Origin of the sequence: Micromonospora sp. L32, assembly GCF_052068055.1 — a bacterium.
GTDB lineage: Bacteria > Actinomycetota > Actinomycetes > Mycobacteriales > Micromonosporaceae > Micromonospora > Micromonospora purpureochromogenes.
The window spans coordinates 189,228-215,085 of sequence record NZ_JBQHDD010000002.1; the positions used below are offsets into that span (position 1 = coordinate 189,228).

Here is a 25,858-nt window from a genome sequence, read left to right on the forward strand (position 1 = left end):
GGATCAGCTCTCGGCCGGGCGGTCGGTCGAGCCGTCCCGGAAGCGGGTCACCGTCTCGCGGTTCTCCTCGCCCTCGAGCGGCGCGGCCGGGGCCTCGTTGATCCGACGCTCGTCCTCCTTGCCCAGGAAGACCTGCTTGAACTCGGTGATGGCCGACTCCAGCGAGCCGATGATGTCGTCGCCCCACTTGTTGTCCGCGATCGCCGCCAGCACACCCTCGTGCTTGTGCCGGAGGTACTGGAGGAACTCGGACTCGAAGCGACGCACCTCGCCGACCGGGATGTCGTCCAGCTTGCCCTCGGTGCCGGCCCAGACCGAGACGACCTGCTCCTGCACGGGGTACGGCGAGTAGTTCGGCTGCTTGAGCAGCTCGACCAGGCGGGCGCCGCGCTCCAGCTGGGCGCGGGAGGCCTTGTCCAGGTCGGAGGCGAAGGCGGCGAACGCCTCCAGCTCGCGGAACTGGGCCAGGTTGAGCCGGAGCGAACCGGCCACCTTCTTCATCGGCTTGACCTGCGCCGCGCCGCCGACCCGGGAGACCGAGGTGCCGACGTTGATCGCCGGACGGACGCCCTGGTTGAACAGGTCGGTCTCGAGGAAGATCTGGCCGTCGGTGATCGAGATGACGTTGGTCGGGATGAAGGCCGAGATGTCGTTGGCCTTCGTCTCGATGATCGGCAGGCCGGTCATCGAGCCGCCACCCAGCTCGTCGGAGAGCTTGGCGCAGCGCTCCAGCAGGCGGGAGTGCAGGTAGAAGACATCACCCGGGTACGCCTCGCGGCCCGGCGGGCGACGCAGCAGCAGCGACACGGCCCGGTACGCCTCGGCCTGCTTGCTCAGGTCGTCGAAGACGATCAGGACGTGCTTGCCGCCGTACATCCAGTGCTGCCCGATGGACGAGCCGGTGTAGGGGGCCAGGTACTTGAAGCCGGCCGGGTCGGAGGCCGGGGACGCCACGATGGTGGTGTACTCCATCGCGCCCGCCTCCTCCAGGATGCCCTTGATCGAGGCGATCGTGGAGGCCTTCTGGCCGATGGCGACGTAGATGCAGCGGACCTGCTTCTTCGGGTCGCCGGAGCGCCAGTTGTCCCGCTGGTTGAGGATGGTGTCCAGGGCGACCGTGGTCTTGCCGGTCTTCCGGTCACCGATGATCAGCTGCCGCTGGCCCCGACCGACCGGGGTCATGGCGTCGATCGCCTTGATGCCGGTCTGCAGCGGCTCGTCGACGGACTGCCGGGACATCACGTTCGGGGCCTGGAGCTCCAGCTCGCGGTAGCCCTCGTTGGCGATGTCGCCGAGCCCGTCGATCGGCTGGCCGAGCGCGTTGACCACGCGGCCGAGGAAGGCGTCGCCGACCGGGACGGAGAGCACCCGTTCGGTGCGCTTGACGCGCTGCCCCTCCTCCAGCTTGGCGGAGTCACCGAGGACGACGACACCGATCTCCCGGACGTCGAGGTTCAACGCCACGCCGAGCGTGCCGTCCTCGAACTCCAGGAGCTCGTTGGTCATGGTCGAGGGCAGGCCCTCGACGTGGGCGATGCCGTCACCGGTGTCGGCGACGGTGCCGACCTCCTCGCGGGAGACGTCGGCCGTGTAGGAGGAGACGTAGCGCTCCAGGGCGCCGCGGATCTCCTCCGTCGAGATGGTCAGCTCGGCCATCCTCTGCTTCCTTAAGTATCAGGGTCCCGGGATACCTAGTACCGACCGGTCCGAATGGCGTCGATCAGGGCTGCGGAGACGCTGGTCAGCGCTTCGCGAGCGCGTTGCGGGTCTCGTTGAGGCGGCGCAGGACGGTGCCGTCGTACAGGTCGGAGCCGACCTGCACGCTCACCCCACCGAGCACCTCCGGGTCGACCGTCTGCTTGACGGAAACCTCTCGACCGTACATCGCGGAGAGGCGGGCACCCAGGCGTCGCTCCTCCTCGTCAGTCAACGGGGCTGCCACCGTGACGTACGCCACCTGGCGGTCCCGCCGTTCGGCGGCCAGCTCGACCAGCCGGGTGAGCGATCCGGTGAAGGAACGCCCCCCGAAGCCGGCCAGCGCCACCTCGATGAGGCGGACGGTGGCCAGCTTGGCCTTGCCGGCCAGCAGCTCGCCGACCAGGACAGCCCGCTGGTCCACCGGGGCCACTGGGTTCGACAGCACCGCGGAGAGCCCGGGCTGGCCGGCGACGACCTGCCCGAAACGGAACAGCTCGTCCTCGACCTCGCCCAGATCACCCGCGGCGTCGACGCTGGCCAGCACGGCCTCCACGCCGAGCCGCTCGGCGCCGTCCAGCAGTTCCGACGGCGCCGACCAACGGCCGGAGACCAGCGCGGCGAGCAGGTCGAGCGCGCCATCGCTGATCTTGCCCCGCAGCATCTCGCCGAGCAGACCGGCACGGTCCGCGGCGGACCGGGCGGAGTCCGAGAGCGCCCGCCGCAGCCGAGTCTCCCGCCGGAGCAGGCCGGCGACGGCGAGCAGGTCGTTCGCGGTGTGGGCCACCGCGACCGGGTCGGCACTGCGCGCGTACGCGTCGAGGTGCTCCGCCGCGACCTTGTACGACTCCCGGCTGGCGGCCTGCATCAGCGGGCCCCCGCGCTCTCGAGACCGCTCAGGAACCGGTCGACGGTGCCCTTGCGACGAGCCTCGTCGGCGAGCGACTCACCGACGATCTTGCTGGCCAGGTCGACCGCGATCGTGCCGACCTCCGTGCGCAGCTCGCGCACGATGGTGGCCCGCTCGGCGACGAGCTGCTCCTTGCCCGCCGCGATGATCCGGTCGGACTCCTCCCGCGCCTTGGCGAGGATGTCCTGGCGGATGCCCTCGGCGTCGGCCCGGGCGTCGTCCCGGATCTTGGCGGCGTCGGTGCGCGCCTCGGCGAGCTGCGCGCGGTACTGCTCGAGGAGCTGGTTGGCCTCGGCCTGAGCGGCCTCGGCGCGCTTGATGCCACCCTCGATCGCGTCGACCCGCGCCTGGAACGTCTGCTCCATGCGGGGGAAGACGAACTTCATCAGCACGAAGCAGAGCACGGCAAAGGCGACCGTCCCGACCACGAGCTCCTGCCACAGCGGAACGATCGGGTTGTGCGCCGTTTCACCACCTTCGGCGGCGAGCAGGTGGTACATGGTTACCTCCCGGTCAACAGGGGTGGATCAGGCGCCAGCCCAGATGAAGCCGAAGGCGATACCCAGCAGCGCGAGCGCCTCGATGACGGCGAAGCCGATCCAGACGTACGGCAGGGTCATCCGCGACGACTCCGGCTGGCGGGCGGTCGACTGGATGTAGGCGGCGAAGACCAGGCCGACACCGATGCCCGGGCCGATGGCCGCGAGACCGTAGCCGATGGCGGCGGTGCTGCCCTCTACCGCGGCGTAGACGTCCATTAGTGGGTTCCTCCTGGTTATCACGCGTGACGGTCACGCGGGACGACAACGGTTGGTGCGAAGTGGATCAGTGCTCTTCCGCGAGCGCGCCCTGCACGTAGCTGGCGGTCAGCACCGTGAAGACGTACGCCTGCAGGACGATCACCAGGAACTCGAGGAAGGTCAGCGCGATGGTCATCACCCAGGACAGCACCGAGACCGGAGCCAGCCAGGTGTTGGCGCTGAGCATCGCGAAGCCGCCGAGCGTGAAGACCAGCAGGAGCATGTGGCCGGCGAACATGTTCGCGAAGAGACGGACGGCCAGCGAGAACGGCCGGACGAGGAAGGTCGAGAAGAACTCGATCGGGATCAGCAGCGGCAGGATGTACCAGGGCGCCGGCGGGATCAGCGAGTTCTTGACGAACTTGCCGAAGCCGTGGTGCTTGATGCCGGCGTAGATGAAGAGCACGTAGCTGATCACCGCGAGGATCGCCGGGAAGGCGATGTGCGAGTTCGGCGAGATCTGGAAGCCCGGCAGGATCGCGAAGAAGTTGGTCAGCAGGATGAAGCAGAACAGCGTGGTGAAGTACGGCGCGAACCGCACCCCCGCGTGCCCGATCATGTCGACCGCGATGTTGTTCCGCACGAAGCCGTAGATCGACTCGGCGAACCACTGCTTCTTCGTCGGGACCAGCTGCGGCTTCCGGTAGCTGGCCAGGAAGAAGATGATCAGGACGCCGACCGCGATCCAGACCATCGCCGTGATCTTGGTGAACCAGTACGAGTCGTGCGCACCCCAGGGCAGGATGCTGGGCAGGTAGAAGTCCTCCACACTGGGTGGGAATGCCGCCTGGCCCGCTGCCAGGACGTTCGCCTGTCCGAACACCGCGTCCCTTCCTAAGTAGGCGTGCCGAGTCGGCGGACGACCAGGATGATTCCCCCGGCCATGCCGAGCACGACGCCGATCCCGGTGGCGATGCCCCCGGTGTCGAGCCACTGGTCGACCAGCCAGCCGATGAAACCCCAGAAGACCATGCCCGTGATGAGGTATCCGAGCGCGGTCCAACCCTGGCCGGCACCGGACGGAACGTCGCCTGAGCCGCCGCTGGATCGGGGGGTTTGGTCATCAGCCATGACGGGGCGAACGATATCAGCCGGGAAGACGAGGCTGTGCCTCACCCCCCGCACAACCGTCGTTGTGTGGGCCTTTGGCGGGCGCGTCGTCTGGAGGCACGCTACTCCCCTTCGGCCGGCCAGAAAATGACCGAAGGTGGACAGACGCGCGCGTCGCCCGCCAGGTGGGACGGCGCTACAGATCCACCACGCTCGGTGTGCGCCAGACCGGTCAGCCGGCGACCCCGCGTCGGTGCACCCGGGTCAGCCACCAGATGTGCACCCCGGTCCAGACCGCCACGCCCGCCGCGATGCCGAGGCAGAGCGGGAGCAGCCCGTCCCAGCCCGTCGACGCCACGGCCACCATCACGACACCCAGCAGGGTGAACTTGGCGGCGTACAGGCCGAGCCCGAACGGGAGCACCAGCTGCGGGTTGACCGCGTCGGCCCAGGCCAGCACCACGGTGGTCAGCGTGTAGCTCGCCGCCGTCACCGCCACCCCGGCCGCCGCGCCCAGCGCCGCGTCGCCACCGCCGACCACCCCGCCCACCAGGGCGGCCACCGCACCCAGCAGGACCGAGGCGATCAGCAGCACCGGCAGGTGGCGCAACCGCCAGCGCCGGTCCGCGGCCGCCTCCGGCGCGCGCACCCCGGGCTCAGCCACGGGGGTACGCCGGGAAGGCGGCGACCAGCTCGGCGACCTCGCCGGCGATCCCGGCGAGCATGTCCGCGCCCCCGGGCGCGGCCGGGTCGGTGCGTACCGCGCGGGCGATCAGCGAGGCGACCTGACGCATCTCCGGGACTCCCATGCCCTGGGTGGTGACGCTCGGCGTGCCGACCCGGATGCCCGAGGCCACCATCGGCTTCTGCGGGTCGTACGGGATCGCGTTCTTGTTCAGGGTGATGGTCGCGGCGTCGCAGCGGGCCTCGGCCTCCGCGCCGGTCACCCCGGTCTCGCGCAGGTCGATCAGGGCGAGGTGGGTGTCGGTACCGCCGGAGACCGGGCGCATCCCCTCGGCGGCCAGCCCGGCCGCGAGCGCCCGGGCGTTCTCCACCACCTGCCCGGCGTACGCCCGGAACTCGGGCTGCGCGGCCTCGCGCAGCGCGACCGCCTTGGCCGCGACGGCGTGCATCAGCGGGCCGCCCTGGGTGAACGGGAAGACCGCCTTGTCGATCCGGGCGGCCAGTGACTCCCGGCAGAGGATCATGCCGCCGCGCGGGCCGCGCAGCACCTTGTGGGTGGTGAAGCAGACGACGTCGGCGTACGGCACCGGCGACGGGATGGCCCGGCCGGCGACCAGCCCGATGAAGTGCGCGGCGTCCACCATCAGGTACGCGCCGACCTCGTCGGCGATCTCCCGGAACCGGGCGAAGTCGATCAGCCGGGGATAGGCGGTCGCGCCACAGATGATCATTTTGGGCCGGTGCGCCAGGGCGAGGTCACGGACCTCGTCGTAGTCGATCAGCTCGGTGTCCGGCCGGACCGTGTAGCCGACCGGATGGAACCACTTGCCGGAGAAGTTCACCCGGCTGCCGTGGGTGAGGTGCCCGCCGTGCGGCAGGTCCATCGCCAGCACCGTGTCGCCGGGCTGCACCAGGGCGGCGTACGCGGCGAGGTTGGCGCTGGCCCCGGAGTGCGGCTGGAGGTTGGCGTGCTCGGCGTCGAAGAGCTCCTTCGCCCGGGCGATGCCGATCTCCTCGGCCCGGTCGACCTCGCCGCAGCCGCCGTAGTAGCGCCGGCCGGGGTAGCCCTCGGCGTACTTGTTGGTCAGCGTCGAGCCGAGCGCCGCGAGCACCGCCGGGGAGGTGAGGTTCTCGCTGGCGATCAGTTGCAGGCCGCCGCGCAGCCGTTCCAGTTCGCCCAGCACCACCCCGGCGATCTCCGGGTCGACGGTACTGAGCTGCTGGAAGTCCGGCCCCCAGAAGGTGTTGCTCGCGTTCTCCACAGCGAAGGAGTCTATGGGGCCGCACACTGGAAACCGTGAGATGCCTGGTCACCGGCGCCACGGGTTACATCGGCGGACGGCTCGCCCCCCGGCTGCTCGCCGAGGGGTACGAGGTGCGCTGCCTGGCCCGCAAGGCCGGGCGGCTGCGCGACGTGCCCTGGGCGGCGCGGGCCGAGGTGGTCGAGGGCGACCTGCGCCGGCCGGAGACGCTGCCCGCCGCGTTCGAGGGCGTCGACGTCGCGTACTACCTGGTGCACTCGCTCGGGCAGGCCGGCTTCGAGGCGGCCGACCGGGAGGCGGCGACCCACTTCGCCGCGGCGGCCGCCCGGTCCGGCGTACGCCGGATCGTCTACCTCGGCGGCCCGGAGCCGAAGCAGGACGGCGCGGTCCCCTCGCCGCACCTGCGCTCCCGGGCGGAGGTGGCGCGGATCCTGCTGGCCAGCGGCGTGCCGACGGTGGTGCTGCGGGCCGCCGTGATCATCGGGTCCGGCTCGGCCTCGTTCGAGATGCTGCGCTATCTCACCGAGCGGCTGCCGGGGATGGTCACCCCGCGCTGGGTGCGCAACCGGATCCAGCCGATCGCGGTCCGCGACGTGCTGCGCTACCTGGTCGCCGGCGCGGCCCTGCCGCCCGAGGTGGACCGGGCCTTCGACATCGCCGGCCCGGACGTGCTCACCTTCGAGGAGATGATGCAGCGGTACGCCCGGGTGGCCGGGCTGCGCCGGCGGGTGATCCTGCGGGTGCGGCCGCTGACGCCGTCGCTCTCCTCGTACTGGGTCGGGCTGGTCACCCCGGTGCCCAACAAGATCGCCCGGCCGCTGGTGGAGAGCCTGGTCCACGAGGCGGTGGCGCACGAGCACGACATCGCCCGGTTCATCCCCGACCCGCCGGGCGGGCTGACCGGCTTCGACGAGGCCGTGGCGCTGGCGCTGGCCAAGGTGCGCGACGCCGAGGTGGAGACCCGTTGGTCCACCGCGAGCGGCCCGGACGCGCCGGCCGAGCCGCTGCCCAGCGACCCGAAGTGGTCCGGCGGCACGGTCTACACCGACGTCCGGGAATGCGACGTGGCCGCCCCGAGCAGCGCGCTGTGGCGGGTGATCGAGGGGGTCGGCGGCGAGCACGGCTGGTACTCGTTCCCGCTGGCCTGGTCGGTGCGGGGCTGGTTGGACCGGCTGATCGGCGGGGTCGGGCTGCGCCGCGGCCGGCGGGACCCGCACCGGCTCCAGGTCGGCGAGGCGCTGGACTTCTGGCGGGTCGAGGAGATCGTGCCGGGCGAGCTGCTGCGGCTGCGCGCCGAGATGCGGCTGCCCGGCCGGGCCTGGCTGGAGATGCGCGTCGAGCCCACCGCCGACGGCCGCAGCCGGTACGTGCAGCGCGCCGTCTTCCTCCCCCGCGGCCTGGCCGGCCACGCCTACTGGGGCTCGGTCGCCCCCTTCCACGCCATCGTCTTCGGCGGGATGGCCCGCAACATCGCCCGGGGCGCCGAGCACGCCACCGGCTGACCCGGTCCGGCGCGGGTCAGTTGCCGTCGCGGGGGCCGGTCTGGCGGTAGGTGACCGCCGCGCTGGGCGGGACGAAGTCGCGGACGGGCTGGTCCTTGAGCGCGGTGAGGAGCACCCGGCCCACCGCGTCCACCATCCGGGCCTGCACCGCCTTGCCGACCGCGTCCCGCGGGTCGTCCGGGTTCGCCGCCATCGAGGCGATCGCGAGCTGCGGGGTGAACGCGACCACCGACTCGCTCTCGTACCCCTCCGAGCTGCCGGTCTTGCCGGCCACCGGGCGGCCCAGCAACGGCCGGAGCCGCTCCGCGGTGCCGCCGTCACAGCGGTGGTACATGGTCTGGTCGCCGACCGGGCAGCGGGCCGCGTCCACCGCCGCCCGGGCCACGTCGGTGTCGACCACCTGCCGGCAGTCCGGGCGGCCGGCGGCCACCTCCTGCCCGGCGCTGTCGGTGATCGACACCACCGGCAGCGGCGCGCACCAGGTCCCCTCGGCGGCGACCGTGGCGTACGCGTTTGCCAGGTCGAGCGGGGTGGTCGAGGAGACCCCGAGGGTGAACGAGCCCCAGTTCCGCGCGCCGGAGCGGGCCAGCCGGGCGTCGTCCTCGGCCCGGAACCCGATGCCCAGCCGCTCGGCCATCTCCACCACCCGGTCCGCGCCGACCCGCTCGATCAGCCAGGCGAAGTAGGTGTTCACCGAGCGGCCGAAGGCGGTCCACATGGTGTGCCGCCCGTCCATCCAGTCCGGCGTGGCGTTGACCGGGCACCAGTTGCCGCCGCAGCTGGCCCGTCCCGCGTCGACCGGGAACCGGGTGACGATCCGGGTCGGGGCGTCGAAGCCGGTGTCCAGCGGCAGCCCGGACTCCAGGGCGGCCAGCATGGTGAAGAGCTTGAAGGTCGAGCCGCCCTGGTAGCCCTCGATGCCGCCGCCACCGGCGACGAGCTGGTTGACGGTGTTCGGGTGGTTCTTTTGGCCGCCGGGGTTGTCGGCCACGCTGTAGTTCCGGTTCACCGCCATCGCCAGCACCCGGCCGGTGCCGGGCTGGACCACCGCGGTCGGCACGGCCCGCCGGTCGGTGACGGGGTAGATGTCCAGCACCTGCCGCAGGGTGGCCCGCTGCACGGCCGGGTCCAGCGACGAGACGATCCGGAAGCCGCCCCGGCGCAGGGTGTCCTGCCGCTCGGCGGCGGACGCGCCGAAGGCCGGCTGGGCGTTCCACCACTGGGTGAACCAGTCGCAGAAGAAGCCCCAGTCGCCCTGCTCCCGCGGCACCGCGGTGCAGTCGTTCGGGGTCTGGCTGGGGCGCAGTGCCAACGGGGCGGCCTTCGCCTGCGCCGCCTCGGCCGTCGACACCTGCCCCGCGTCGACGAGCCGGTCCAGCACGTACGCCTTGCGGCGCAGCGCCGCGTCGGCGTCGCCGTTGATCGGGTCGTCGGTGTCCGGCGAGCGGACCAGACCGGCGAGCAGGGCCGCCTGCGGCAGGGTGAGGTTCGCCGGCGAGGTGGAGAAGTAGCGCTTGCTGGCCGCCGCGATGCCGTACGCCCCGGCGCCGAAGTAGGCGATGTTGAGGTAACGCCGGAGGATCTCGTCCTTGTCCAGCTCGCGCTCCAGCGACAGGGCGTACCGCATCTCCCGCAGCTTGCGGGCGGCGCTGATCTCGGTGGCCGCGGTGCGTTGCTCCCGGGTCAGCCGGGGGTCGCTGGCCAGCACGTTGCGCACGTACTGCATGGTCAGCGTGGAGGCGCCCTGCCGGGTCGTGCCGTCGCGCCGGTTGACCGTGAGGGCCCGGAGCACGCCGCGCAGGTCGACGCCCCGGTGCTGGTAGAAGCGGGTGTCCTCGGCGGCCACCATGGCCTGGCGCATCACCGGCGCCACCTTGGCCAGCGGCACCTCGACGCGGTCCTCGGTGTAGAACGAGGTGATCAGGGTGCGGCCGTCGTTGGCGTACAGGTTCGACCGTTGCGCGGTGGGTGGGGTGCGCAGGCTCGACGGCAGCTCGGAGTAGGGCGCGGAGAGCGCGCCGAAGCCCAGCCCGAGCACCAGGGCGACCGGGAGGGCCGCCGCCGCCAGCACCAGCCCGGCGAGCACGCCGGCGATCACCACGGTGAACAACTTGTCGAGATGGGCCCGGATCATCAGCACTCCCCGCAGGAGCCGTCAGGACCCGTTCAGAATGACCCGCTATGCCCCTTCCGCCCTCATATTTCGTGAAACCCGGAGGAAACTCGCGAGCGGGACGCGGCGCGGAGCACCGGACACGCCGCCCGGTTCACCCGGACGGGGGGTCAGGGCAGCAGCGCCGCGGTGAGCGGGTGCACGGTCTCCTCGATCTCGTCGGCAACCCGGCTGAAGCACTGGTCGCCCCGGCCCCAGGGGTCGTCCAGGTCGTCGGAGTGCAGCGCGGAGGCGCCCTGCCGGGCCGCGTCGGCGGCCGCCACCAGGGCCACGCCCCGGGCGTACACCGCCTCGCCGGTGGCCTGCGCCGGTGGCAGGGCGGCGGCGTCCACCAGCCCGAGCAGCCGGCCGAACTCGCCGAGCACGAAGGTGCGGGCCGCGGCGTCGGGACGCAGCGCCACCACGTACTCCTGCTGGTCGGCGGTGGCGGTGAGGACCAGGTCGGCGGCGTCGATCAGATCCGAGCGCAGCTTGCGGGCGGCGAAGCCGTCCACGTCACCGCCGCGCGAGAGCACCTGCCGGGCCGCCGGCGGGTTCATCTCCTCGCCGGCGTGCCAGCCGCCGGTGCCGGCGCTGTGGGTGTGCAGCAGCTCGTCGGGGCGGGTCGGATCGACGCCGAGCCGACCCAGCCGCTCCCGGACCGCGAGCACCAGCAGCCGCTCCGCCATCGGCGAGCGGCAGATGTTGCCCATGCACACGTGCAGGACGGTGAACGGCGGCACTCACGCCCCCCGCTCGTCGAGGATGTCCGGCGCCACGTCGCGGAGCTTGTCCAGCCCGATCGCGCCCAGCCGGAGCACCCGCGGCAGCTCGCCGGTCAGGTCGACGATCGTGCTCGGCACCGGGTCCGGGCAGGGCCCGGCCTCCAGGTAGGCGCGCACCGAGTAGCCGAGCTGGTCGCGGGCCTCCTCGGCGGTCAGCGCGGCCGCCTGGCCCGCCTTGTTCGCCGAGGCCACCGCCATCGGGCCGGTCTCCCGCAGCACCTCCAGCGCCACCGGGTGCAGCGGCATCCGGACCGCCACCGTGCCGGTGGCGTCGCCCAGGTCCCAGGCCAGGCTCGGCGAGTGCTCCACCACGATGGTCAGCGCACCGGGCCAGAACGCCTCGACCAGGTCGCGCGCGGCGCGCGGCAGCGAGAAGACCAGGCCGTCCAGCGTGTGCCGGGAGCCGATCAGCACCGGCGGCGCCTGCCGGCTGCCGCCCTTGGCGTCCGCCAGGGCCTTGACCGCGTACGGGGTGAAGGCGTCCGCGCCGATCCCGTAGACCGTGTCGGTCGGCAGGACGACCAGCTCGCCGTTCTTGACCGCCTCGATGGCAGCGGCGATGCCGCGGTCCCGGTCGGCGGGCGACCGACAGTCGTAGAGCATCACGAGGAGCCAGTCTGCCACGCCGGGGCCACACCGGCGTGCGGGCCGTCCGCCCGCCGGGACGCGGTGGCGAAGCGGGACCGTCCCGCCAGGTCCCGGTGCTCCGTCACGTCGACGTACCGGCCGTCGGCGGCGAGCAGCGCCGGCACCGCCGCCCCGTGCGTGTCGTCGTGCTCCACGCCCAGCGCGCCGCCGGGGCGCAGCAGGTCCCCGGCGCGGGCCAGCACCGGCCGGATCACGCTCAACCCGTCCGTCCCGCCGAAGACCGCCTCGTCCGGATCGTGCCCGGCCACCTCCGGCGGTACGGCCACCGCCCGGGGCACGTACGGCGGGTTGCAGAGCAGCACGTCCACCTCGCCGACCAGCGCGGCCAGCAGCTCCGGGTCGGTGACGTCGGCGGCTACCACCTCGATCGGCCGGTCCCCGGCGGCGGCCCGCTCGGCGGCGTTGCGCCGCAGCCACTCCAGCGCGGCGGGCGACCGCTCCACGGCCACCACCCGGGCGGCCGGCACCTCCTGGGCGACCGCCAGCGCGATCGCCCCCGAGCCGCTGCACAGGTCCACCACCAGCGGCGCCGGCCGGGACCGGGCCACCTCGATCCCCCACCCGGCCAGCAGCTCGGTCTCCGGCCGGGGCACGAAGACCCCCGGCCCGACCGCCAGCTCCAGGTGCCGGAACCCGGCCCGGCCGGTCAGGTGCTGCAACGGCACCCGGTCGGCCCGGCGGGCGACCAGCGCCTCGAACCGCTCCCGCTGGGCGGCGGTGAAGCCGTCCGCCAGCGCCAGCCGGCCGCGGGGCACGTCCAGCACGTACGCGGCGAGCAGTTCCGCCTCGGCGCGGGCCGACTCCACCCCGGCGGCGGTCAGGGCACGGGTGGCGCGGGCCACGGCGAGCGAGGGTCGCTCGCGTTCTGTCCCTTCGGAGGGGTGGCGCGGAAGGAAGGTCACGACATAATCATGAAGCGTCGCGGGTCACGTCACGAGTGGGTGCGGCCGGACGCACACCGACAGGAGGTTCGCAGGTGGGGTGGCTCGACCGGGTCGATGACCAGGTTGACGCTCTCCGGCGTGCCCGGGCCCTGCAGGAGGCGAGCCGGTCCGCCGAGGCGTGCGGCCTGCTGGAAGCGGTGCTGCGCAGCACCACCGACCCGAACACCCGCGCCGACGCGCTGGTGCAGCGTCTCTGCGCGCTGATCAATCTCGGTCGGACGGCGGAGTTCACCGGGGCCATCGAGGAGGCGTCCACCGCCGTCCGCGACCTGCCCGAGCCGTACCTGCACGGGCACCTCAACGCGCTGGCCGCGCTCGCCGCGCACCACCAGGGCGCGCTGGACCGGTGCGTCACCCACCTGGTGCGCGCCGCCCGGGCGCTGGGCGCGGCCGAGGAGCGCGACCGGGACACCGCCTGGGGCTGGCACGACCTGGCGATGGCCTACTCGTACCTCAGCTTCCACGGCTACGCGCTCGGCGCGATCGAGCGGGCCCGGCAGCACGGGCTGGCCGCCGGGCTCCCCGAGGAGGTCTTCGCCGCGCCGGGGATCCGACTGCGCAACGCGGTCGCCCTGGACCACAACGGCGACAGTGACGGCTGCCTGCGGGTGCTCCGGGACATCGCCATCGACCTGAACCGGTTCGTCCGCGACGGGCGGAGCGAGCGGATCCGCCCCAGCAGCCTGGCCGCGTACGGCTACGCGGCGGCCCGCCGGGCCGCCCTCGGCGACCCGCTGGAGACCGGCACCAAGACCGACCCGGTCCGGCTGCTCGCCCACGGCGGCGACAGCGCCCGCGCCCGCGACATGCGGCAGCTCGGGCAGGTCTGCCTGGCCGTCGCCGACGGCCGGCCGATCGAGGCGATCACCCGGCTGGACACCGCGCTGGTCTCCAACGAGACGCTCGGCGCGGCCGAGCCGTCCCGGCTGCGCAGCATCGCGTACGCCCGGGCCGGCGACCACGTGGCGGCGCACCGGGCCGACCGGATGGCGTTCCGGCTGGCCGCCCAGCGCAACGACCGGCTGCGCGACGTGTACATCGACGGCATCGCCGCCCGGATCGACCACGAGGAGATGCGCCGCGAGGCCGCCCGGTACGAGGGCGAGGCACTGACCGACCCGCTCACCGGCCTGCCGAACCGGCGCCGGCTGGAGCGCTACATCGCCTCGGTGACCGCCCGCGGCGAGCGGGTGGTGATCGGCGTCTGCGACCTGGACGGGTTCAAGGCGGTCAACACCACCCACGGCCACCACTCCGGCGACCTGGTCTTGCAACGCATCGCCGGGGTGATCAACCGGGTGATGCGCCGGGGCGACTTCGTGGCCCGCTACGGCGGGGACGAGTTCGTGGTGGTGCTCTCCGGGGCCGGGATGACCGAGGCGGCCGAGGTGGCCCGGCGGATCCACGCGGCGGTCCGCACCGAGGACTGGGAGTCCCTGGTACCCGGCACCCCGGTCGGCGTGAGCATCGGCTTCGCCGAGGTCGACGGCGCCCACGGCGCCCTGCGCGACGCCCTCGGCACCGCCTTCGAGATCGCCGACCGCGAGATGCTCCGCGCGAAAACCCGCCCCCGCGCCTCCTGACCCCCGAGCGCTTGGGGCCTCTTTCACGGAAAGCGTGGCTATTCGGCGCCGAATAGCCACACTTTCCGTGAAGGTGCGTCGTTGGGCCCGCCCCGTGGGGAGGTCGGTCAGCGGCGGGTCAGTTCGGGGTCGCCGGCCAGGCGGGCGGCGCGGTCGGCCTCGGTGAGGGCGTCCAGGACGCCGTCCAGGTCGCCGGCGAGCGCCAGGTCGAGGTTGTACGCCGTGTAGCCGATCCGGTGGTCGGTGATCCGGTTCTGCGGAAAGTTGTAGGTGCGGATCCGCTCCGAGCGGTCCACCGTGCGCACCTGCGCCTTGCGGGCGTCGGAGGCGGCGGCGTCGGCCTGCTCCTGGGCGGCGGCGAGCAGCCGGGCCCGCAGGATGCGCATCGCCTGCTCCCGGTTCTGCAGCTGGGACTTCTCGTTCTGGCAGGAGACCACCACGCCGGTCGGCAGGTGGGTGATCCGGACCGCCGAGTCGGTGGTGTTCACCGACTGGCCGCCCGGCCCGGACGAGCGGAACACGTCGATCCGCAGCTCGTTGGGGTCGATGGTGACGTCGACGTCTTCCGCCTCGGGCAGCACCAGCACGCCGGCGGCGCTGGTGTGGATGCGCCCCTGCGACTCGGTGACCGGCACGCGCTGCACCCGGTGCACGCCGCCCTCCCACTTCAGCCGCGACCAGACGCCGTTGCCGCCCTCCGGGACGCCCTTGGTCTTGATCGCCAGCGAGACGTCCTTGACCCCACCCAGGTCGGAGTCCTGCGCGTCGATCACCTCGGTGAGCCAGCCGTGCCGCTCGGCGTACCGGGTGTACATCCGCAGCAGGTCGCCGGCGAAGAGCGCGGACTCCTCGCCACCCTCGCCGGCCTTGATCTCGATGATCACGTCCTTGGCGTCGTGCGGGTCGCGCGGGATCAGCAGCTCGGCCAGGCGCTCCTCCAGTGCCGGCAGGCTCGCCGCGATCGACTCCGCCTCCGCGGCGAAGGACGGGTCCTCGGCGGCCAACTCCCGGGCCGCGGCCAGGTCGGCGCGGGCCTGCTCCAGCTCACCGGCGGCCTTGTGCAGCGGGACCAGCTCGGCGTACCGGCGGCCCACCCGGCGGGCGGTGCCCTGGTCGGCGTGGATGGCCGGGTCGGCCAGCCGCTTCTCCAGCTCGGCGTACTCGTCGAGGAGGGAAGCCAGGCGCTCGCTGCTCATGCGGGGGATGCTCCTTCGACGGACGGACGGGCGTAACCGGGGGCGGAACGGACGAACGCCCGTGCCCGGCCGAAGCCGGACACGGGCGTCGTCGGTGGAGCTACTTGGCCTTCTTCGGCTGAACCTTGGCGTACTTCTGCTGGAACTTGGCGACCCGGCCGGCGGTGTCGAGGACGCGCTGCTTACCGGTGTAGAACGGGTGGCAGGCGCTGCAGGTCTCGACGTGGATCGAGCCGCCCTTGGCGGTGCTGCGGGTCGAGAAGGTGTTACCGCAGGAGCAGGAGACCTCGGTGGTCACGTACTCCGGGTGGATGTTGGGCTTCATGTCGCCTCGGTCCTTTCGTCGATGGTCGCCGGGTCGCCGCTGATCTCCCCGTCGCCTGATGCGCGACGGACTCGGGCGTGAACCGGAACCGGTGGCCGATTGACCAGTGTGCCATGGGCGTGAGCCGACCCGGCAGGCGGGCCGCACGATCGGTCCGGCAGTGGAAACGCCCGCCTCCCTGCTCGCATTCCCGCCACCGGGGACCAGCATTCCCGCCCCCGGCGTACGGTGGGATCGTGCCCGATTCATCCCTGACCCGAGTGGGATGGGCAGGATGCCCCGACTGATCGCCACCCGCGGGCTGCCCGCCTCCGGCAAGACCAGTTTCGCCCGTACCCTGCAACCGGCCGTGGCCCGGGTGAACCGCGACGACCTGCGCCGGATGCTGCACGGTGAGCGGCTGTTCACCCAGCGGGCCGAGTACCAGGTGACGCTCGCCCAGCGGGCCCAGGTGGAGGCGCTGCTGCGGGCCGGGGTGAGCGTCTGCGTGGACGACACCAACCTGCGCTCGCGCACCCTGCGGGACTGGGCCGACCTGGCCGCCCGGTACGACGCGGACTTCGAGGTGCACGACTTCACCGACGTACCGCTGGACGAGTGTCTGCGCCGCGACGCCGTGCGGGCGGAGGCGGACCGGGTCGGCGAGTCGGCCATCCGTCGCCTGCACGAGCGCTTCCTGGCCAACCGGCAGCTGCCGCTGCCGGTGCCGACGGCCCGCACCGGCCGGGCCGGCACGGTCGACGCGAGCCCGGCCGGCCCGCCGGAGATCGTGCTGGTCGACATCGACGGCACGGTCGCGCTGAACGTCTCCCGCAGCCCGTACGACATGACCCGGGTGGGCGAGGACGAGCCCAACGAGGCGGTGATCGCGGCGGTCCGGGCGATGCACGCCGCCGGATACGGGGTGATCTTCTGCTCCGGACGCGACGCCACCGCCCGTGCCGCCACGGTGGCCTGGCTGGACCGGCACGTGCGGGTGCCGTACCTCGGTCTGCACCTGCGCGCGGTGGGCGACTCCCGCAAGGACGCCGTGGTGAAGCAGGAGATCTACGAGCGTGAGGTGCGCGACCGCTACCGGGTGGCCGGGGTCTTCGACGACCGGCAGCAGGTGGTGCGGATGTGGCGGTCGCTCGGGCTGACCGTCTTCCAGGTCGCCGAGGGCGACTTCTGAGACGCGCCGCCGGTCGGCCCTCGCCGAGGAGACCGACGACCGGGCCGGAGCGGACCGCCGGTCGGCCCCTCGCCGCAGGGGCCGACCGGCGAGCGGGATGCCCGGCGTACGCCGGGCCGGTCAGGCGGCGGATGCCTCCCCAGGTGTCTCCGCCGCCGTCAGCGCGATCGTCGCCCCGGCCCGGACGCCGTTCACGGTCACCGCGAGCAGCACCTGCGCGCCGGCCCGCAGCGCGGTCAGCTGCCCGGTGGCCGGGTCGAAGCGGGCCACGTGCCAGGGCCGCACCCCGCCGGCCCCTCCGATGTGGACGTTCGGTGAGGCGGACCAGTCGGCGCTGACCGGCGCCGCCACGGGGACGGTACGGCCGCCCGGCTGGGTCAACGTCGCGGTCACCGTGGCCGGCGTCCCCACCGGCACGGCGGCCGGCGCGCTCACCGCGAGCCGGTCGGTGTGGGCGTGGAACTCCGCGGCGACCCAGCGCGGCCCCTCGACCAGCGGATCCCGGCGGGCCCGGTCGGCCTCGGCCGGGGTCACCGGGTCCACGCCGAACTCGGTCCAGCCGGTGAAGCCGCCGAGCTGCGGCGGCGTCGACGGGTTCTTGCCCGAGTTGCCGTTGATCACGTACGGCACTCCGTCCACCCGGTCGGCGTGGAAGGTGCCGACGTGCCCGCCGACGAACAGGGCGCCCTTGCCCGTGCGGTGCTGGAAGTCGGCCAGCCACTGCTCCAGCAGCGCCGCCTCCTTGCGGTCGCCGAGCTGGCTGGCCTTGGCGGGGCTCGGATCGCGGGGCGGGTGGTGGTGCAGTACCACCACCGAGCCGACCGCCGGGTCGGCGGCGGCCGAGTCGAGCGCCTCGCGCAGCATCCGGACCTGGTCGAAGCCGCCGCCGCGCAGCGACCCGGTGGACGAGTTCAGCGTGACGAACCGGGTGCCCTCGTGGTCGAAGACCCGCTGGGTGTCGCCGAAGACGGCGCGGAAGTTGTCGATCGGCGCGCCCATGATCTCGTGGTTGCCCGGGACGTAGTACCAGGGCAGTTCGCCGCCCAGTTCCTCGTCCAGCAGCCGCTTCGCCAGCGCGAAGTCCGCCGGGTACGCGGTGTCCACGAAGTCGCCGTTGATCACCAGGAAGTCCGGCTTCGCCGCCTTGACCTCGCGCAGCGTACGGCGGGCCTGGGCGACCAGGTCGCTGTCCGGGTCGGCGGCGACGAACTGGGCGTCGGACATCACCGCGAAGCGCCAGGGCGCGCCGTCCACCGTGCCGTCGCGCAGCACCACCCGGTCGGTACGGGGCGGCTCGGCCGGCGCGTCGAGGGTGGGCGGCACCTTCGCCACCAGGTCGTCGATGATGACCTCGCTGGTGTACTGCGCCGTCGGGTTGGTCTCCGCCACGTAGAACCGGCGGACCCGCACCGGGTACTGCACGCCGGGCGGCACCGCGAACTCGACGTACTTCCAGCCCTTCCAGGTGACCAGCGGGCCGCGCAGCACATGCTGGGTGTCCTGCGCGTCGTGCAGGTGCAGGCTGGGCCACTCGCCGGTGCCGTTGCCGTGGATCCACATGCCGAACGCCTGCGGCTGGCCGGGCACCGCGATCCAGGCCGGCGGGTCGGCGTAGGCGGCCCGGGTGCCGGTGGATCGGCTGAAGTCGTACGTCATCCGCAGGCCGGTGCCGGTGTGCCCGGGCGCCGGGGCGACCGCGCCGCTGGCCCGGGCCTGGCTGAACCTCCAGGAGGCCGCGTCGTCGAAGCCGGCCACCGGCACGTCGGTCAGCCCGACGGTCACGGGCAGCACCGTGGCGTGCCGGCCGACGTGGACGGTGACCAGGGCGGACCCGCTGTCGCCGAGGGCCTTGACCGACAGGTTGCCGTCGGCGGTGGGGGTGACCGCCAGCAGCTTCGGGTCGTACTCCAGCTTCAGGTCGGCCGGCTCGATCGGCGCGGTGTTGCCCTCGGCGTCGTAGCCGACCACGCCGAACAGCCCGCTGTCGCCGGCCCGGTTCAGGCCGACCCGGTCCACGGTGGAGTCGACCCGGGCCAGCGGGCCGAGCACGGTCAGCTCGACCGTGCCCCGGGCATCGCCGCGCCAGGCGGTGACGGTGCTGCGGCCGGGTGCGCCGGCTCGGAAGACCCCGTCGGTCACGGTGCCCTGCGCCGCCGGGTTCGCCCGCCACGTCGGCGCGCCCTCCGCCGGGCCGTACGTCTCGTCGTAGCCCGCGGCGGTCAGCCGGCGGGTCAGTCCGGGGAAGACCCGGTCGGGCCGGCCGCCCCGCACCGGCGCGACGCCCGGCGCGGCGGTCGGGTCGCTCGCGGTCTCCAGCCAGTAACCGGTGAGCCGCCCACTGCCCTCGGGGGCGTAGACCGCCAGCCCGTTGGGGACTGGGCGCTCGGTGCCGTCGGAGGGGCTGTTCTCCACCTGCACGGCCGCCGCGCCGGGCTCCCGGGCGAGCAGGGTGGACGAGCCGCCCCCGTCCAGGTTGAGCGCGTGGTACGCGCCCAGCCCGGCCATCATCTCGCCCATCTCGGTCTGCGTGATGCCCCGGCTGTCCAGCTGACGCCCGTCCACGGTGAGCAGGATCATCCGCCGCCCGTCGGCGGAGAAGCCGACGGCGGTGCGCGGGGCCAGGGTCGGGTCGGCGATGGTCTGCACCGCCCCGTCGCGGACCAGGACGTTGCCGCCGCCCACGGCGGCGCGCAGGTCGCCGCCCTCGGAGGGCTTCGGCTTCCAGGTCAGGTCGATCGGGTCACCGGGGCGCAGGGCGGCCAGGGCGTCCGCGCCGGCGTCCCGGCCGAGCAGCACGGTGGTCCCGGCCGGAATCGGCCCCTCGCCCGCCGCGGTGCCGACGGTGGCCACCCGGCCGTCCCGGACCGCCACCTCGGTGACCCGGGCCGCCCCGTCGACGGCCCGCCGCCGGGGGTACGACCCCCAGAGCGCGGTGAACACGCCGACGCCGTTGGCCTGCACCATGTTGTTGAACTGGGTCAGGGTGACCGGGCCGGCCGGCAGCGTCGCGGTGCCGTCGAAGTGCACCTGGACCACCCGGCCGAGGCCGTCGCCGGTGATCGCGGCCGCGTTGTGGTGGCCGGCGACCGGCGACTGGATCAGTTCGCCGGCGCGGATGCCGACGCCCTGCGCGGCACCGGAGTTGTTGATGTCGAAGAAGTCGCCGTTGACCGCGGCGACAGCCCGGGACCGGTCGACCGCGCCGCGCAGCGGCTCGGCCCGGGCCACCTCCCCCGAGTTGACGTAGTCGACTCTCAGCCCGCCGCTCAGGTCGGCGGTGAGCGCGTCGGCGCGCAGCCAGCCGACGGCGTCGTACCGGTCGAAGGAGGTGAGGTCGAGCCCGGGCGCGACCGGTCGGGTGGTCCGGGCGGTCTCCAGTCCGTCGGCCAGCGCGACGCCGGTCGGGGCGAGCGCCACCGCGGCGGCCGGATACGACGAGGCACGGGGCGCGTCCTCGGCGGCGGTGCCGGCGGCGGGCGGCGCGGCGGACGCCGGGACGGCCCCGGCGAGCGCGAGCAGCGGCGTCAACAGCAGGACGCCGGGAAGGCGGGCGGTTCGGCTGCGGGTACGCATGGACGACAGTCAACCCGGCTATGCACAGAAGTTTCAATACCCGGGGACTGAATTGAAGGAAAATTCCAAACCCCGCCGGACCGGGACACGACGAAGGGCACGGCCGGTGTGGCCGTGCCCTTCGCGGGTCTCACCCGGGTGAGGTCACTCCCCCGGCGTCGACTTGGCGATCTGCATCAGGAACTCGATGTTGGTGCGGGACTTCTTGAGCCGGTCCAGCAGCAGGTCCAGCGCCGCCTGGGAGTCCAGCGAGTGCAGCACCTTGCGGAGCTTGTGGATGATGGCCAGCTCCTCCGGCGAGAGCAGGATCTCCTCCTTGCGAGTGCTGGACGCACTGACGTCGACGGCCGGGAAGGTCCGCTTGTCGGCGATCTTCCGGTCCAGCTTCAGCTCCGCGTTACCGGTGCCCTTGAACTCCTCGAAGATGACCGTGTCCGCCATGGACCCGGTCTCCACCAGCGCGGTGGCGAGGATGGTCAGCGAGCCGCCGTTCTCGATGTTGCGGGCCGCGCCGAGGAAGCGCTTCGGCGGGTAGAGCGCGGTGGAGTCGATACCACCCGACATGATCCGGCCGCTGGCCGGCGCCGCCAGGTTGTACGACCGGCCGAGCCGGGTCACCGAGTCGAGCAGCACGACCACGTCGTGCCCCAGCTCGACCAGGCGCTTGGCCCGCTCGATCGCCAGCTCGGCCACCGTGGTGTGGTCCTGCGGCGGACGGTCGAACGTGGCCGCGATGACCTCGCCCTTGACCGTGCGCTGCATGTCGGTGACCTCTTCGGGCCGCTCGTCCACCAGCACCACCATCAGGTGGCACTCCGGGTTGTTGTGCGTGATCGCATTCGCGATCGCCTGCAGCACCATGGTCTTACCGGCCTTCGGCGGCGACACGATCAGCGCCCGCTGCCCCTTGCCGATCGGCATGACCAGGTCGATCACCCGGGTGGTGAGGATGTGCGGCTCGGTCTCCAGCCGCAGCCGCTCCTGCGGGTACAGCGGAGTGAGCTTGTAGAACTCGGGACGACGCTTGGCCTCGTCCAGCTCCATGCCGTTGATGGTGTCCAGCCGGACCAGCGGGTTGTACTTGTCCCGCCGCTGCTCACCGTCACGGGCGGAGGCCCGCACCGCACCGGTGATCGCGTCACCGCGGCGCAGCCCGTACTTCTTGATCTGGGACATCGAGACGTAGACGTCGTTCGGGCCGGCCAGGTAGCCGGTGGTCCGGACGAAGGCGTAGTTGTCCAGGATGTCGACGATGCCGGCCACCGGGACGAGCACGTCGTCCTCGCTGACCTGCGGCTCGCGACTGCCCTCGCGACCGCCCTCGCGGCCACCGTCGCCGCCCTCGGCGCGCTCGCCGCGGCCACGCCGACGGTCGCGGAACCGGCTGCGCCGGCCACGCCGGCCGCCGCCCTCGCCGTCCTCGTCGGTGTCGGTGTCGCGCTGGGCCCGGTCGCCACCGCGGTCGTTGCGGTCGCCCCGGTCGGTGCGGTCACGCTCGGCCCGCTCACCGCGGTCGTTGCGCTCGCCGCGCTCGGCCCGGTCGCCACGGTCGGCCCGCTCGTTGCGGTCGCCGCGCTCGGCACGCTCGGCACGCTCACCGCGCTCGGCACGCTCACCGCGCTCGGCACGCTCGCCGCGCTCGGCCCGGTCCCGGCCACGGCCCTCGCCGCGCTCGGCACGCTCGCCGGCCTCGGCGGGAGCAGCTTCCTCGGTCCGCGCCTCGGCGGGACGGCCCTCAGCGGGACGGCCCTCGGCGGGACGGCCCTCAGCGGGACGGCCCTCAGCGGCGGCCCGGCTGCGCCGGGTCCGGGTACGGCCCTCGGCCTCGCCGGTGGCGGCCGGTGCGGCGGCGGCCTGCTCGGCAGCCCGCTCACCGGTCTCGCGAACCTCGGCGTGCACCTCTTCACGGGCCGGGGCGGCCGCGGCCGCGACCTCGGCCCGCGGTCGAGGGGTGCCGGCGGCGCCGCCCTGCTGCCGCTCGGTGATCGCGCTGATCAGCTCGCCCTTGCGCATACGCGCCGTCCCGGAGATGCCGAGCGACGCGGCCAGGCTCTGCAGCTCTGGCAGCAGCATCGCCGACAGGCCGGTGCCGCTGCGTCGACGACGGGCGGGGGCAGCGGTGGTGGCATCGCCAGCGACGTTGGAAACATCCGACGTCACGTCGGTGGTGTCGCTCAATGGATTCCTTCCCTCGATAGGCCGGGACTGCCCGGAGTCGACAAACTCAGGTGGCCGGGCGGCCTCGGTGCACCCGCCTCGCATGGACACGTCGCGGGAGTCTGTGGCACAGCAGCTGGTCGGTTTCCCGACTCACCAGCATCGGTGAGCAGGTCTCGCCGTCTGCGGCGACCTGTGGAAACTGCGGTGCGGCGTGGGCCTTGGCAGGGGTGACGGGCTTACCGCCGAGAGCTTCGGGGGTGCGCCGACCCGCAGGGAGATCGCATGCTTCGCGGCTGTGCTAAGTCTAGAGCGTAATCAACTCTTCCGACCTGCGGCAACAGGGTCCCGCTCGGCGTGTCCCAGTCTACCCCGCGCGACCGTTGCGCCGCGCACCTCTACCGACAACCGCCAGACCTGCCAGTCTGTTCCCGCCTGGAAGCCGCTCGGCGGCTCGCCCAGCGCCAGCACCGTCGGCCCCGCCCCACTGACCACAGCCGCCACATCCGCCGCACGCAACGCGTTGACCAGGGCCGCCGTCCCCGGCATCCCGGGCGCGCGGTAGTCCTGGTGCAGCCGGTCGACGGTCGCCGGCAGCAGCAACGCCGGCTCGGCGGTCAGGGCGTGCACCAGCAGCGCCGCCCGGCCGGCGTTCTGCGCGGCGTCGGCGTGCGGAACGGTCACCGGCAGCGCCGCCCGGGCGGTCGCGGTCAGCCCGCGCTCGGCCGGGACGAAGACGGTGGGCCGGATCCCCCCGGCGACGGGCAGCGACACCGCCCGCGCGCCGCCGGGCTCCGTCCAGGCCACGGTGAAGCCGCCCAGCAGGCAGGGGGCCACGTTGTCCGGATGGCCCTCGATCTCGGCGGTCAGCCGGAGCACCGCGTCGTCGTCGAGTCGCTCCGGCCCGTCGGTGACCAGCGCGCGGGCCAGCAGCACCCCGGCCACGATCGCCGCCGAGGAGGAGCCCAGGCCACGGGCCTGCGGGATCCGGTTGACGCACTCCAGCGCCAGCCCCGGCGGCTGACCGCCGAGCACGTCGAAGGTGGCGCGCATGGCGCGGGCCACCAGGTGCTGGTCGTCCGCCGGCAGCTCACCGGCGCCCTCGCCGGTCACCGACACTCGTACGCCGCCCGAGGTCACCTCGGCCGCCACGTCGTCGTACAGCCCGAGGGCGAGGCCCAGCGCGTCGAAGCCCGGGCCCAGGTTGGCGCTGGTGGCGGGGACCCGGACGCGGACCGGCCCGGAGGCGAAAGTCAACGGCACCGGCTCATGCTAGGGCCCGGGACCGACGTGGCGGGGTTCCGCCCGGAGCGTGGGAACTGATCTTTTCCGCTAGTGCGGTGTCCACTAACGTTCACTGGGTGTCCGGTGGGTGTTGTGGATCCTCGCCGGGTGGGCGAGCGACTCCCCACCGGGTGGTGGGGCGGGCCTCCGCGGGCCAACTGATCCTCGCGCCACCCATGCTGGGCGCCGCGGGTCACGTCGGGACCGTCCGGCACCGGGGAGGTGCCGGCCGGCTCGACGGTGCGTGACCACCTGCGGCAGCACGACGGCTGTCGGGGTGGTGGGTCCGCCGCCCGGGGTTCGGGTGGCGATGCTGGCGGCCGCGACGAGGTCGCGGTGCCCGGAGAACGCGCAGTGCGGGCAGGACAGGGTCCGCCCGCGGGGTTTCGGTACCCGGCGGGCGCAGGCCGGGCAGGTGGAGGAGGTGCCGCGTTCGTCGACCAGCCGGACGGTGATGCCGGCGAGGGTGGCCTTGTCGGTGAGGACCTGCAGGAGCCGGCCGATCTGCCACTGCCGCAACCGCAGGTTGTGCCGCCGCCCCGCGGAAAGATCCAGCACGCCCCGTGGGTCACCGACATGCAGCACACCGACCCGCTGCCGCACCGCCCACGAAACGACGCTGCGGGCGGCCTCGTGCTGGGCTTGACGGACCCTACGCCGGTGCCGGCCCTCGACTAGGCGTGCCCGACGCCGGTACTGCCGCCACCGCCGCGACCCCTTCTGGCCCGGCTTCGGTGCCCGGCGTGAGACAGCACGGCGGCGGGCTTTCGTGTCGGCCAGGTGCATGCGGTGCTCGGCGCGGATCGCCCGCCCCGACACGAGCAGCCCTTCCCCGTCGGGGCCGGCCACCGCGTAGGGGTGGATTATCCCCAGGTCCACCCCCGCCACCCTGCCCGGGTCCGGTTGTTCACCGGTCGGGTAGACCGTCACCGGCACCTCGGCGGTCACGTCGAGGAACAGCCGCCCACCCTCACACAGCAGCGTGATCGACCGGACCTGCTCGGCCGGATACGGCACCTCCCTGGCCAGGCGCACCCACAATGGCGCGGTGCCTCTGGCGGTGGGAATCCGCAACCGGCGCCCGTCGAGGGTGAACGTGCCGTGATACCAGCGCACCGGCACCAACCCCCGCCGGCGACGGGGGAACCGGGCCGACAGGTCACCGTCCTTGCGGCGTTTCGCCGCCGCGAACCACGCATCCGAAAACCGGCGCAACACCGAGCGGGCACCCACAGAGTTCAACTCGGCGAACGTGCCCGGCCCGGATGCCGCCAGCTCGCGACACAACTGCTGATAGCCGGCCAGCGGCGTGTCCCAGCGGCGGCGCCGCCACGCGTTGACCTCCACCACACACGCCCACACGTCACCGGCGGAGCGCAGCAGTCCGAAACACCGGCGCCGCTGGCCGGGCGTGACCCGCACAGCGACACGCGCGGTGCGGTACACGACCCGCTCGGCGGCGGGATCCCGACGGCGAGGCATAAACCGAAGCCAACACCACCCCTACGACATTTTCCCAACCCGACCCCACCCGGCCAACGATTGTGGACACGGCACTAGCCTGGCCCGACGCACGGCCAGACGGAGGCGGCATGGAACTTTTCGGTTACTCGATCCTGCAGCTGGCCGGGGAGTTGCCCACCCTGGCCGTGCTGGTGGCCAGCCTGGTGCTGGTCGTGGCCCGCCGCGGCCGGCTGCCCGGCCGGTCCCGGGCGCTGGTGCTGTCGGGCATCGCGGTGCTGCTGATGGCCGGCCTGGTGAGCCTGGCCTGGACCATCGCCGTGCCGCACCTGCTCGACTTCCGCTCGATCGACGGTGGCGGCGAATTCCGCCGGTTCAAACTGCTCAGCATCGCGGTGAGCGTGGTGGCGTGGATCGGGTACCCGGTCGGCACCGGCCTGCTCGTCGCCGCCGTGCTCGCCGGCCGGCCGGTCACCGCGCCGACCGTCGACTGGGGCGCCTGGACGCCGCCGGCCGGGGACGACGCGGGGCACGTCGACCCCGGCCCGTCGTCACCGGCCCCCGCCGCCACGCAGTGGGGCGTGACCGACCTCCCCGCGCTCCCGCCCGACCGCACCTGATCCGCCGGGTGACGCCGGCCGCCACGGGGCGGTCGGCGGCCGTCGGGAGGGTCGGC

22 protein-coding genes are annotated in these 25,858 nt (G+C 73.3%); 4 read left to right on the forward strand and 18 right to left on the reverse strand.

The window, feature by feature from the left end:
• Positions 1-3: 3 nt before the first annotated feature.
• From atpA to glyA, 8 genes are all read right to left on the reverse strand, one after another.
• On the reverse strand, positions 4-1,656 hold the full coding sequence (atpA, locus tag ACTMTB_RS05475; RefSeq protein WP_441142915.1) for a F0F1 ATP synthase subunit alpha: 1,653 nt from the start codon (positions 1,654-1,656) through the stop codon (positions 4-6).
• Positions 1,657-1,741: 85 nt separating this feature from the next.
• Entirely contained in the window at positions 1,742-2,563 is an 822-nt protein-coding gene (locus tag ACTMTB_RS05480) for a F0F1 ATP synthase subunit delta (RefSeq protein WP_441142917.1), read from the reverse strand.
• Positions 2,563-3,105 carry a F0F1 ATP synthase subunit B gene (locus ACTMTB_RS05485; RefSeq protein ID WP_179801598.1) on the reverse strand — a complete coding sequence of 181 codons (543 nt, stop codon included), beginning with the start codon at positions 3,103-3,105 and terminating at the stop codon, positions 2,563-2,565. The genes ACTMTB_RS05480 and ACTMTB_RS05485 overlap by 1 nt, the downstream gene beginning before the upstream one ends.
• 27 nt (positions 3,106-3,132) lie before the next feature.
• Positions 3,133-3,363 (reverse strand): ATP synthase F0 subunit C, encoded by a 231-nt coding sequence (locus ACTMTB_RS05490; RefSeq protein WP_210776188.1) that lies wholly within the window; start codon positions 3,361-3,363, stop codon positions 3,133-3,135.
• 67 nt (positions 3,364-3,430) lie between these two features.
• Positions 3,431-4,228: a F0F1 ATP synthase subunit A gene (atpB, locus tag ACTMTB_RS05495; protein ID WP_441142920.1), complete on the reverse strand. Its 798-nt coding sequence runs from the start codon at positions 4,226-4,228 to the stop codon at positions 3,431-3,433.
• An 11-nt stretch (positions 4,229-4,239) separates the two neighbouring features.
• Entirely contained in the window at positions 4,240-4,476 is a 237-nt protein-coding gene (locus ACTMTB_RS05500; protein WP_088964442.1) for an AtpZ/AtpI family protein, read from the reverse strand.
• A 211-nt stretch (positions 4,477-4,687) separates the two neighbouring features.
• A complete protein-coding gene (locus tag ACTMTB_RS05505) occupies positions 4,688-5,119 on the reverse strand; it encodes a hypothetical protein (RefSeq protein WP_179801600.1) in 432 nt (143 codons plus the stop codon).
• The gene (gene glyA / locus ACTMTB_RS05510) at positions 5,112-6,401 is read right to left on the reverse strand and encodes a serine hydroxymethyltransferase (protein ID WP_441142922.1); all 1,290 of its coding nucleotides are present in this window, start codon (positions 6,399-6,401) and stop codon (positions 5,112-5,114) included. Before glyA ends, ACTMTB_RS05505 begins: the two co-directional genes overlap by 8 nt.
• Positions 6,402-6,436: 35 nt before the next feature.
• Here glyA and ACTMTB_RS05515 point away from each other — a divergent pair, with 35 nt between their 5' ends.
• Entirely contained in the window at positions 6,437-7,903 is a 1,467-nt protein-coding gene (locus tag ACTMTB_RS05515) for an SDR family oxidoreductase (protein ID WP_441142924.1), read from the forward strand.
• A gap of 16 nt (positions 7,904-7,919) precedes the next feature.
• On the opposite strand, the gene ACTMTB_RS05520 is transcribed toward ACTMTB_RS05515, so the two are convergent.
• The 4 genes from ACTMTB_RS05520 to prmC form a co-directional block, all read right to left on the reverse strand.
• A complete protein-coding gene (locus tag ACTMTB_RS05520) occupies positions 7,920-10,037 on the reverse strand; it encodes a transglycosylase domain-containing protein (RefSeq protein WP_441142925.1) in 2,118 nt (705 codons plus the stop codon).
• A gap of 149 nt (positions 10,038-10,186) precedes the next feature.
• Positions 10,187-10,798 carry an arsenate reductase/protein-tyrosine-phosphatase family protein gene (locus tag ACTMTB_RS05525; RefSeq protein ID WP_441142927.1) on the reverse strand — a complete coding sequence of 204 codons (612 nt, stop codon included), beginning with the start codon at positions 10,796-10,798 and terminating at the stop codon, positions 10,187-10,189.
• Positions 10,799-11,443, reverse strand: a complete 645-nt coding sequence (locus tag ACTMTB_RS05530) for an L-threonylcarbamoyladenylate synthase (RefSeq protein ID WP_441143986.1) — start codon at positions 11,441-11,443, stop codon at positions 10,799-10,801.
• Positions 11,443-12,390, reverse strand: coding sequence for a peptide chain release factor N(5)-glutamine methyltransferase (prmC, locus tag ACTMTB_RS05535; RefSeq protein ID WP_441142929.1), 948 nt, complete (start codon positions 12,388-12,390; stop codon positions 11,443-11,445). Before prmC ends, ACTMTB_RS05530 begins: the two co-directional genes overlap by 1 nt.
• A gap of 74 nt (positions 12,391-12,464) precedes the next feature.
• On the opposite strand from prmC, the gene ACTMTB_RS05540 reads away from it, so the two are divergent.
• A complete protein-coding gene (locus tag ACTMTB_RS05540) occupies positions 12,465-14,015 on the forward strand; it encodes a diguanylate cyclase domain-containing protein (protein WP_441142931.1) in 1,551 nt (516 codons plus the stop codon).
• Positions 14,016-14,122: 107 nt separating this feature from the next.
• Here ACTMTB_RS05540 and prfA read toward each other — a convergent pair whose 3' ends face one another.
• Both prfA and rpmE read right to left on the reverse strand, forming a co-directional pair.
• Positions 14,123-15,211: a peptide chain release factor 1 gene (prfA, locus tag ACTMTB_RS05545; protein ID WP_441142933.1), complete on the reverse strand. Its 1,089-nt coding sequence runs from the start codon at positions 15,209-15,211 to the stop codon at positions 14,123-14,125.
• Positions 15,212-15,311: 100 nt separating this feature from the next.
• The gene (gene rpmE / locus ACTMTB_RS05550) at positions 15,312-15,536 is read right to left on the reverse strand and encodes a 50S ribosomal protein L31 (RefSeq protein ID WP_280835989.1); all 225 of its coding nucleotides are present in this window, start codon (positions 15,534-15,536) and stop codon (positions 15,312-15,314) included.
• Between the two features lie 274 nt (positions 15,537-15,810).
• On the opposite strand from rpmE, the gene ACTMTB_RS05555 reads away from it, so the two are divergent.
• Positions 15,811-16,707, forward strand: coding sequence for a phosphatase domain-containing protein (locus ACTMTB_RS05555; RefSeq protein WP_441142936.1), 897 nt, complete (start codon positions 15,811-15,813; stop codon positions 16,705-16,707).
• A 120-nt stretch (positions 16,708-16,827) separates the two neighbouring features.
• On the opposite strand, the gene ACTMTB_RS05560 is transcribed toward ACTMTB_RS05555, so the two are convergent.
• From ACTMTB_RS05560 to ACTMTB_RS05575, 4 genes are all read right to left on the reverse strand, one after another.
• Entirely contained in the window at positions 16,828-20,280 is a 3,453-nt protein-coding gene (locus ACTMTB_RS05560) for a phosphodiester glycosidase family protein (RefSeq protein WP_441142938.1), read from the reverse strand.
• A gap of 144 nt (positions 20,281-20,424) precedes the next feature.
• Positions 20,425-22,458, reverse strand: coding sequence for a transcription termination factor Rho (gene rho / locus ACTMTB_RS05565; RefSeq protein WP_441142940.1), 2,034 nt, complete (start codon positions 22,456-22,458; stop codon positions 20,425-20,427).
• 297 nt (positions 22,459-22,755) lie between these two features.
• A complete protein-coding gene (gene thrB / locus ACTMTB_RS05570) occupies positions 22,756-23,700 on the reverse strand; it encodes a homoserine kinase (RefSeq protein WP_441142941.1) in 945 nt (314 codons plus the stop codon).
• 84 nt (positions 23,701-23,784) lie between these two features.
• Complete coding sequence (locus ACTMTB_RS05575) at positions 23,785-25,203, reverse strand: RNA-guided endonuclease InsQ/TnpB family protein (protein ID WP_441142943.1); 1,419 nt, start codon at positions 25,201-25,203, stop codon at positions 23,785-23,787.
• Positions 25,204-25,313: 110 nt separating this feature from the next.
• Here ACTMTB_RS05575 and ACTMTB_RS05580 point away from each other — a divergent pair, with 110 nt between their 5' ends.
• Positions 25,314-25,802, forward strand: a complete 489-nt coding sequence (locus tag ACTMTB_RS05580; protein ID WP_441142945.1) for a hypothetical protein — start codon at positions 25,314-25,316, stop codon at positions 25,800-25,802.
• The last annotated feature ends 56 nt before the right edge of the window (positions 25,803-25,858 follow it).

What these genes read in the sequence shown, in the direction of transcription:
- prfA (WP_441142933.1), bottom strand. Translation starts at nt 15,211, where the DNA reads ATGAGCAGCGAGCGCCTGGCTTCCCTCCTCGACGAGTACGCCGAGCTG.
- ACTMTB_RS05490 (WP_210776188.1), bottom strand. Translation starts at nt 3,363, where the DNA reads ATGGACGTCTACGCCGCGGTAGAGGGCAGCACCGCCGCCATCGGCTAC.
- ACTMTB_RS05480 (WP_441142917.1), bottom strand. Translation starts at nt 2,563, where the DNA reads ATGCAGGCCGCCAGCCGGGAGTCGTACAAGGTCGCGGCGGAGCACCTC.
- ACTMTB_RS05530 (WP_441143986.1), bottom strand. Translation starts at nt 11,443, where the DNA reads ATGCTCTACGACTGTCGGTCGCCCGCCGACCGGGACCGCGGCATCGCC.
- atpA (WP_441142915.1), bottom strand. Translation starts at nt 1,656, where the DNA reads ATGGCCGAGCTGACCATCTCGACGGAGGAGATCCGCGGCGCCCTGGAG.
- ACTMTB_RS05580 (WP_441142945.1), top strand. Translation starts at nt 25,314, where the DNA reads ATGGAACTTTTCGGTTACTCGATCCTGCAGCTGGCCGGGGAGTTGCCC.
- rpmE (WP_280835989.1), bottom strand. Translation starts at nt 15,536, where the DNA reads ATGAAGCCCAACATCCACCCGGAGTACGTGACCACCGAGGTCTCCTGC.
- ACTMTB_RS05520 (WP_441142925.1), bottom strand. Translation starts at nt 10,037, where the DNA reads ATGATCCGGGCCCATCTCGACAAGTTGTTCACCGTGGTGATCGCCGGC.
- ACTMTB_RS05485 (WP_179801598.1), bottom strand. Translation starts at nt 3,105, where the DNA reads ATGTACCACCTGCTCGCCGCCGAAGGTGGTGAAACGGCGCACAACCCG.
- ACTMTB_RS05560 (WP_441142938.1), bottom strand. Translation starts at nt 20,280, where the DNA reads ATGCGTACCCGCAGCCGAACCGCCCGCCTTCCCGGCGTCCTGCTGTTG.
- ACTMTB_RS05575 (WP_441142943.1), bottom strand. Translation starts at nt 25,203, where the DNA reads ATGCCTCGCCGTCGGGATCCCGCCGCCGAGCGGGTCGTGTACCGCACC.
- ACTMTB_RS05555 (WP_441142936.1), top strand. Translation starts at nt 15,811, where the DNA reads ATGCCCCGACTGATCGCCACCCGCGGGCTGCCCGCCTCCGGCAAGACC.
- ACTMTB_RS05500 (WP_088964442.1), bottom strand. Translation starts at nt 4,476, where the DNA reads ATGGCTGATGACCAAACCCCCCGATCCAGCGGCGGCTCAGGCGACGTT.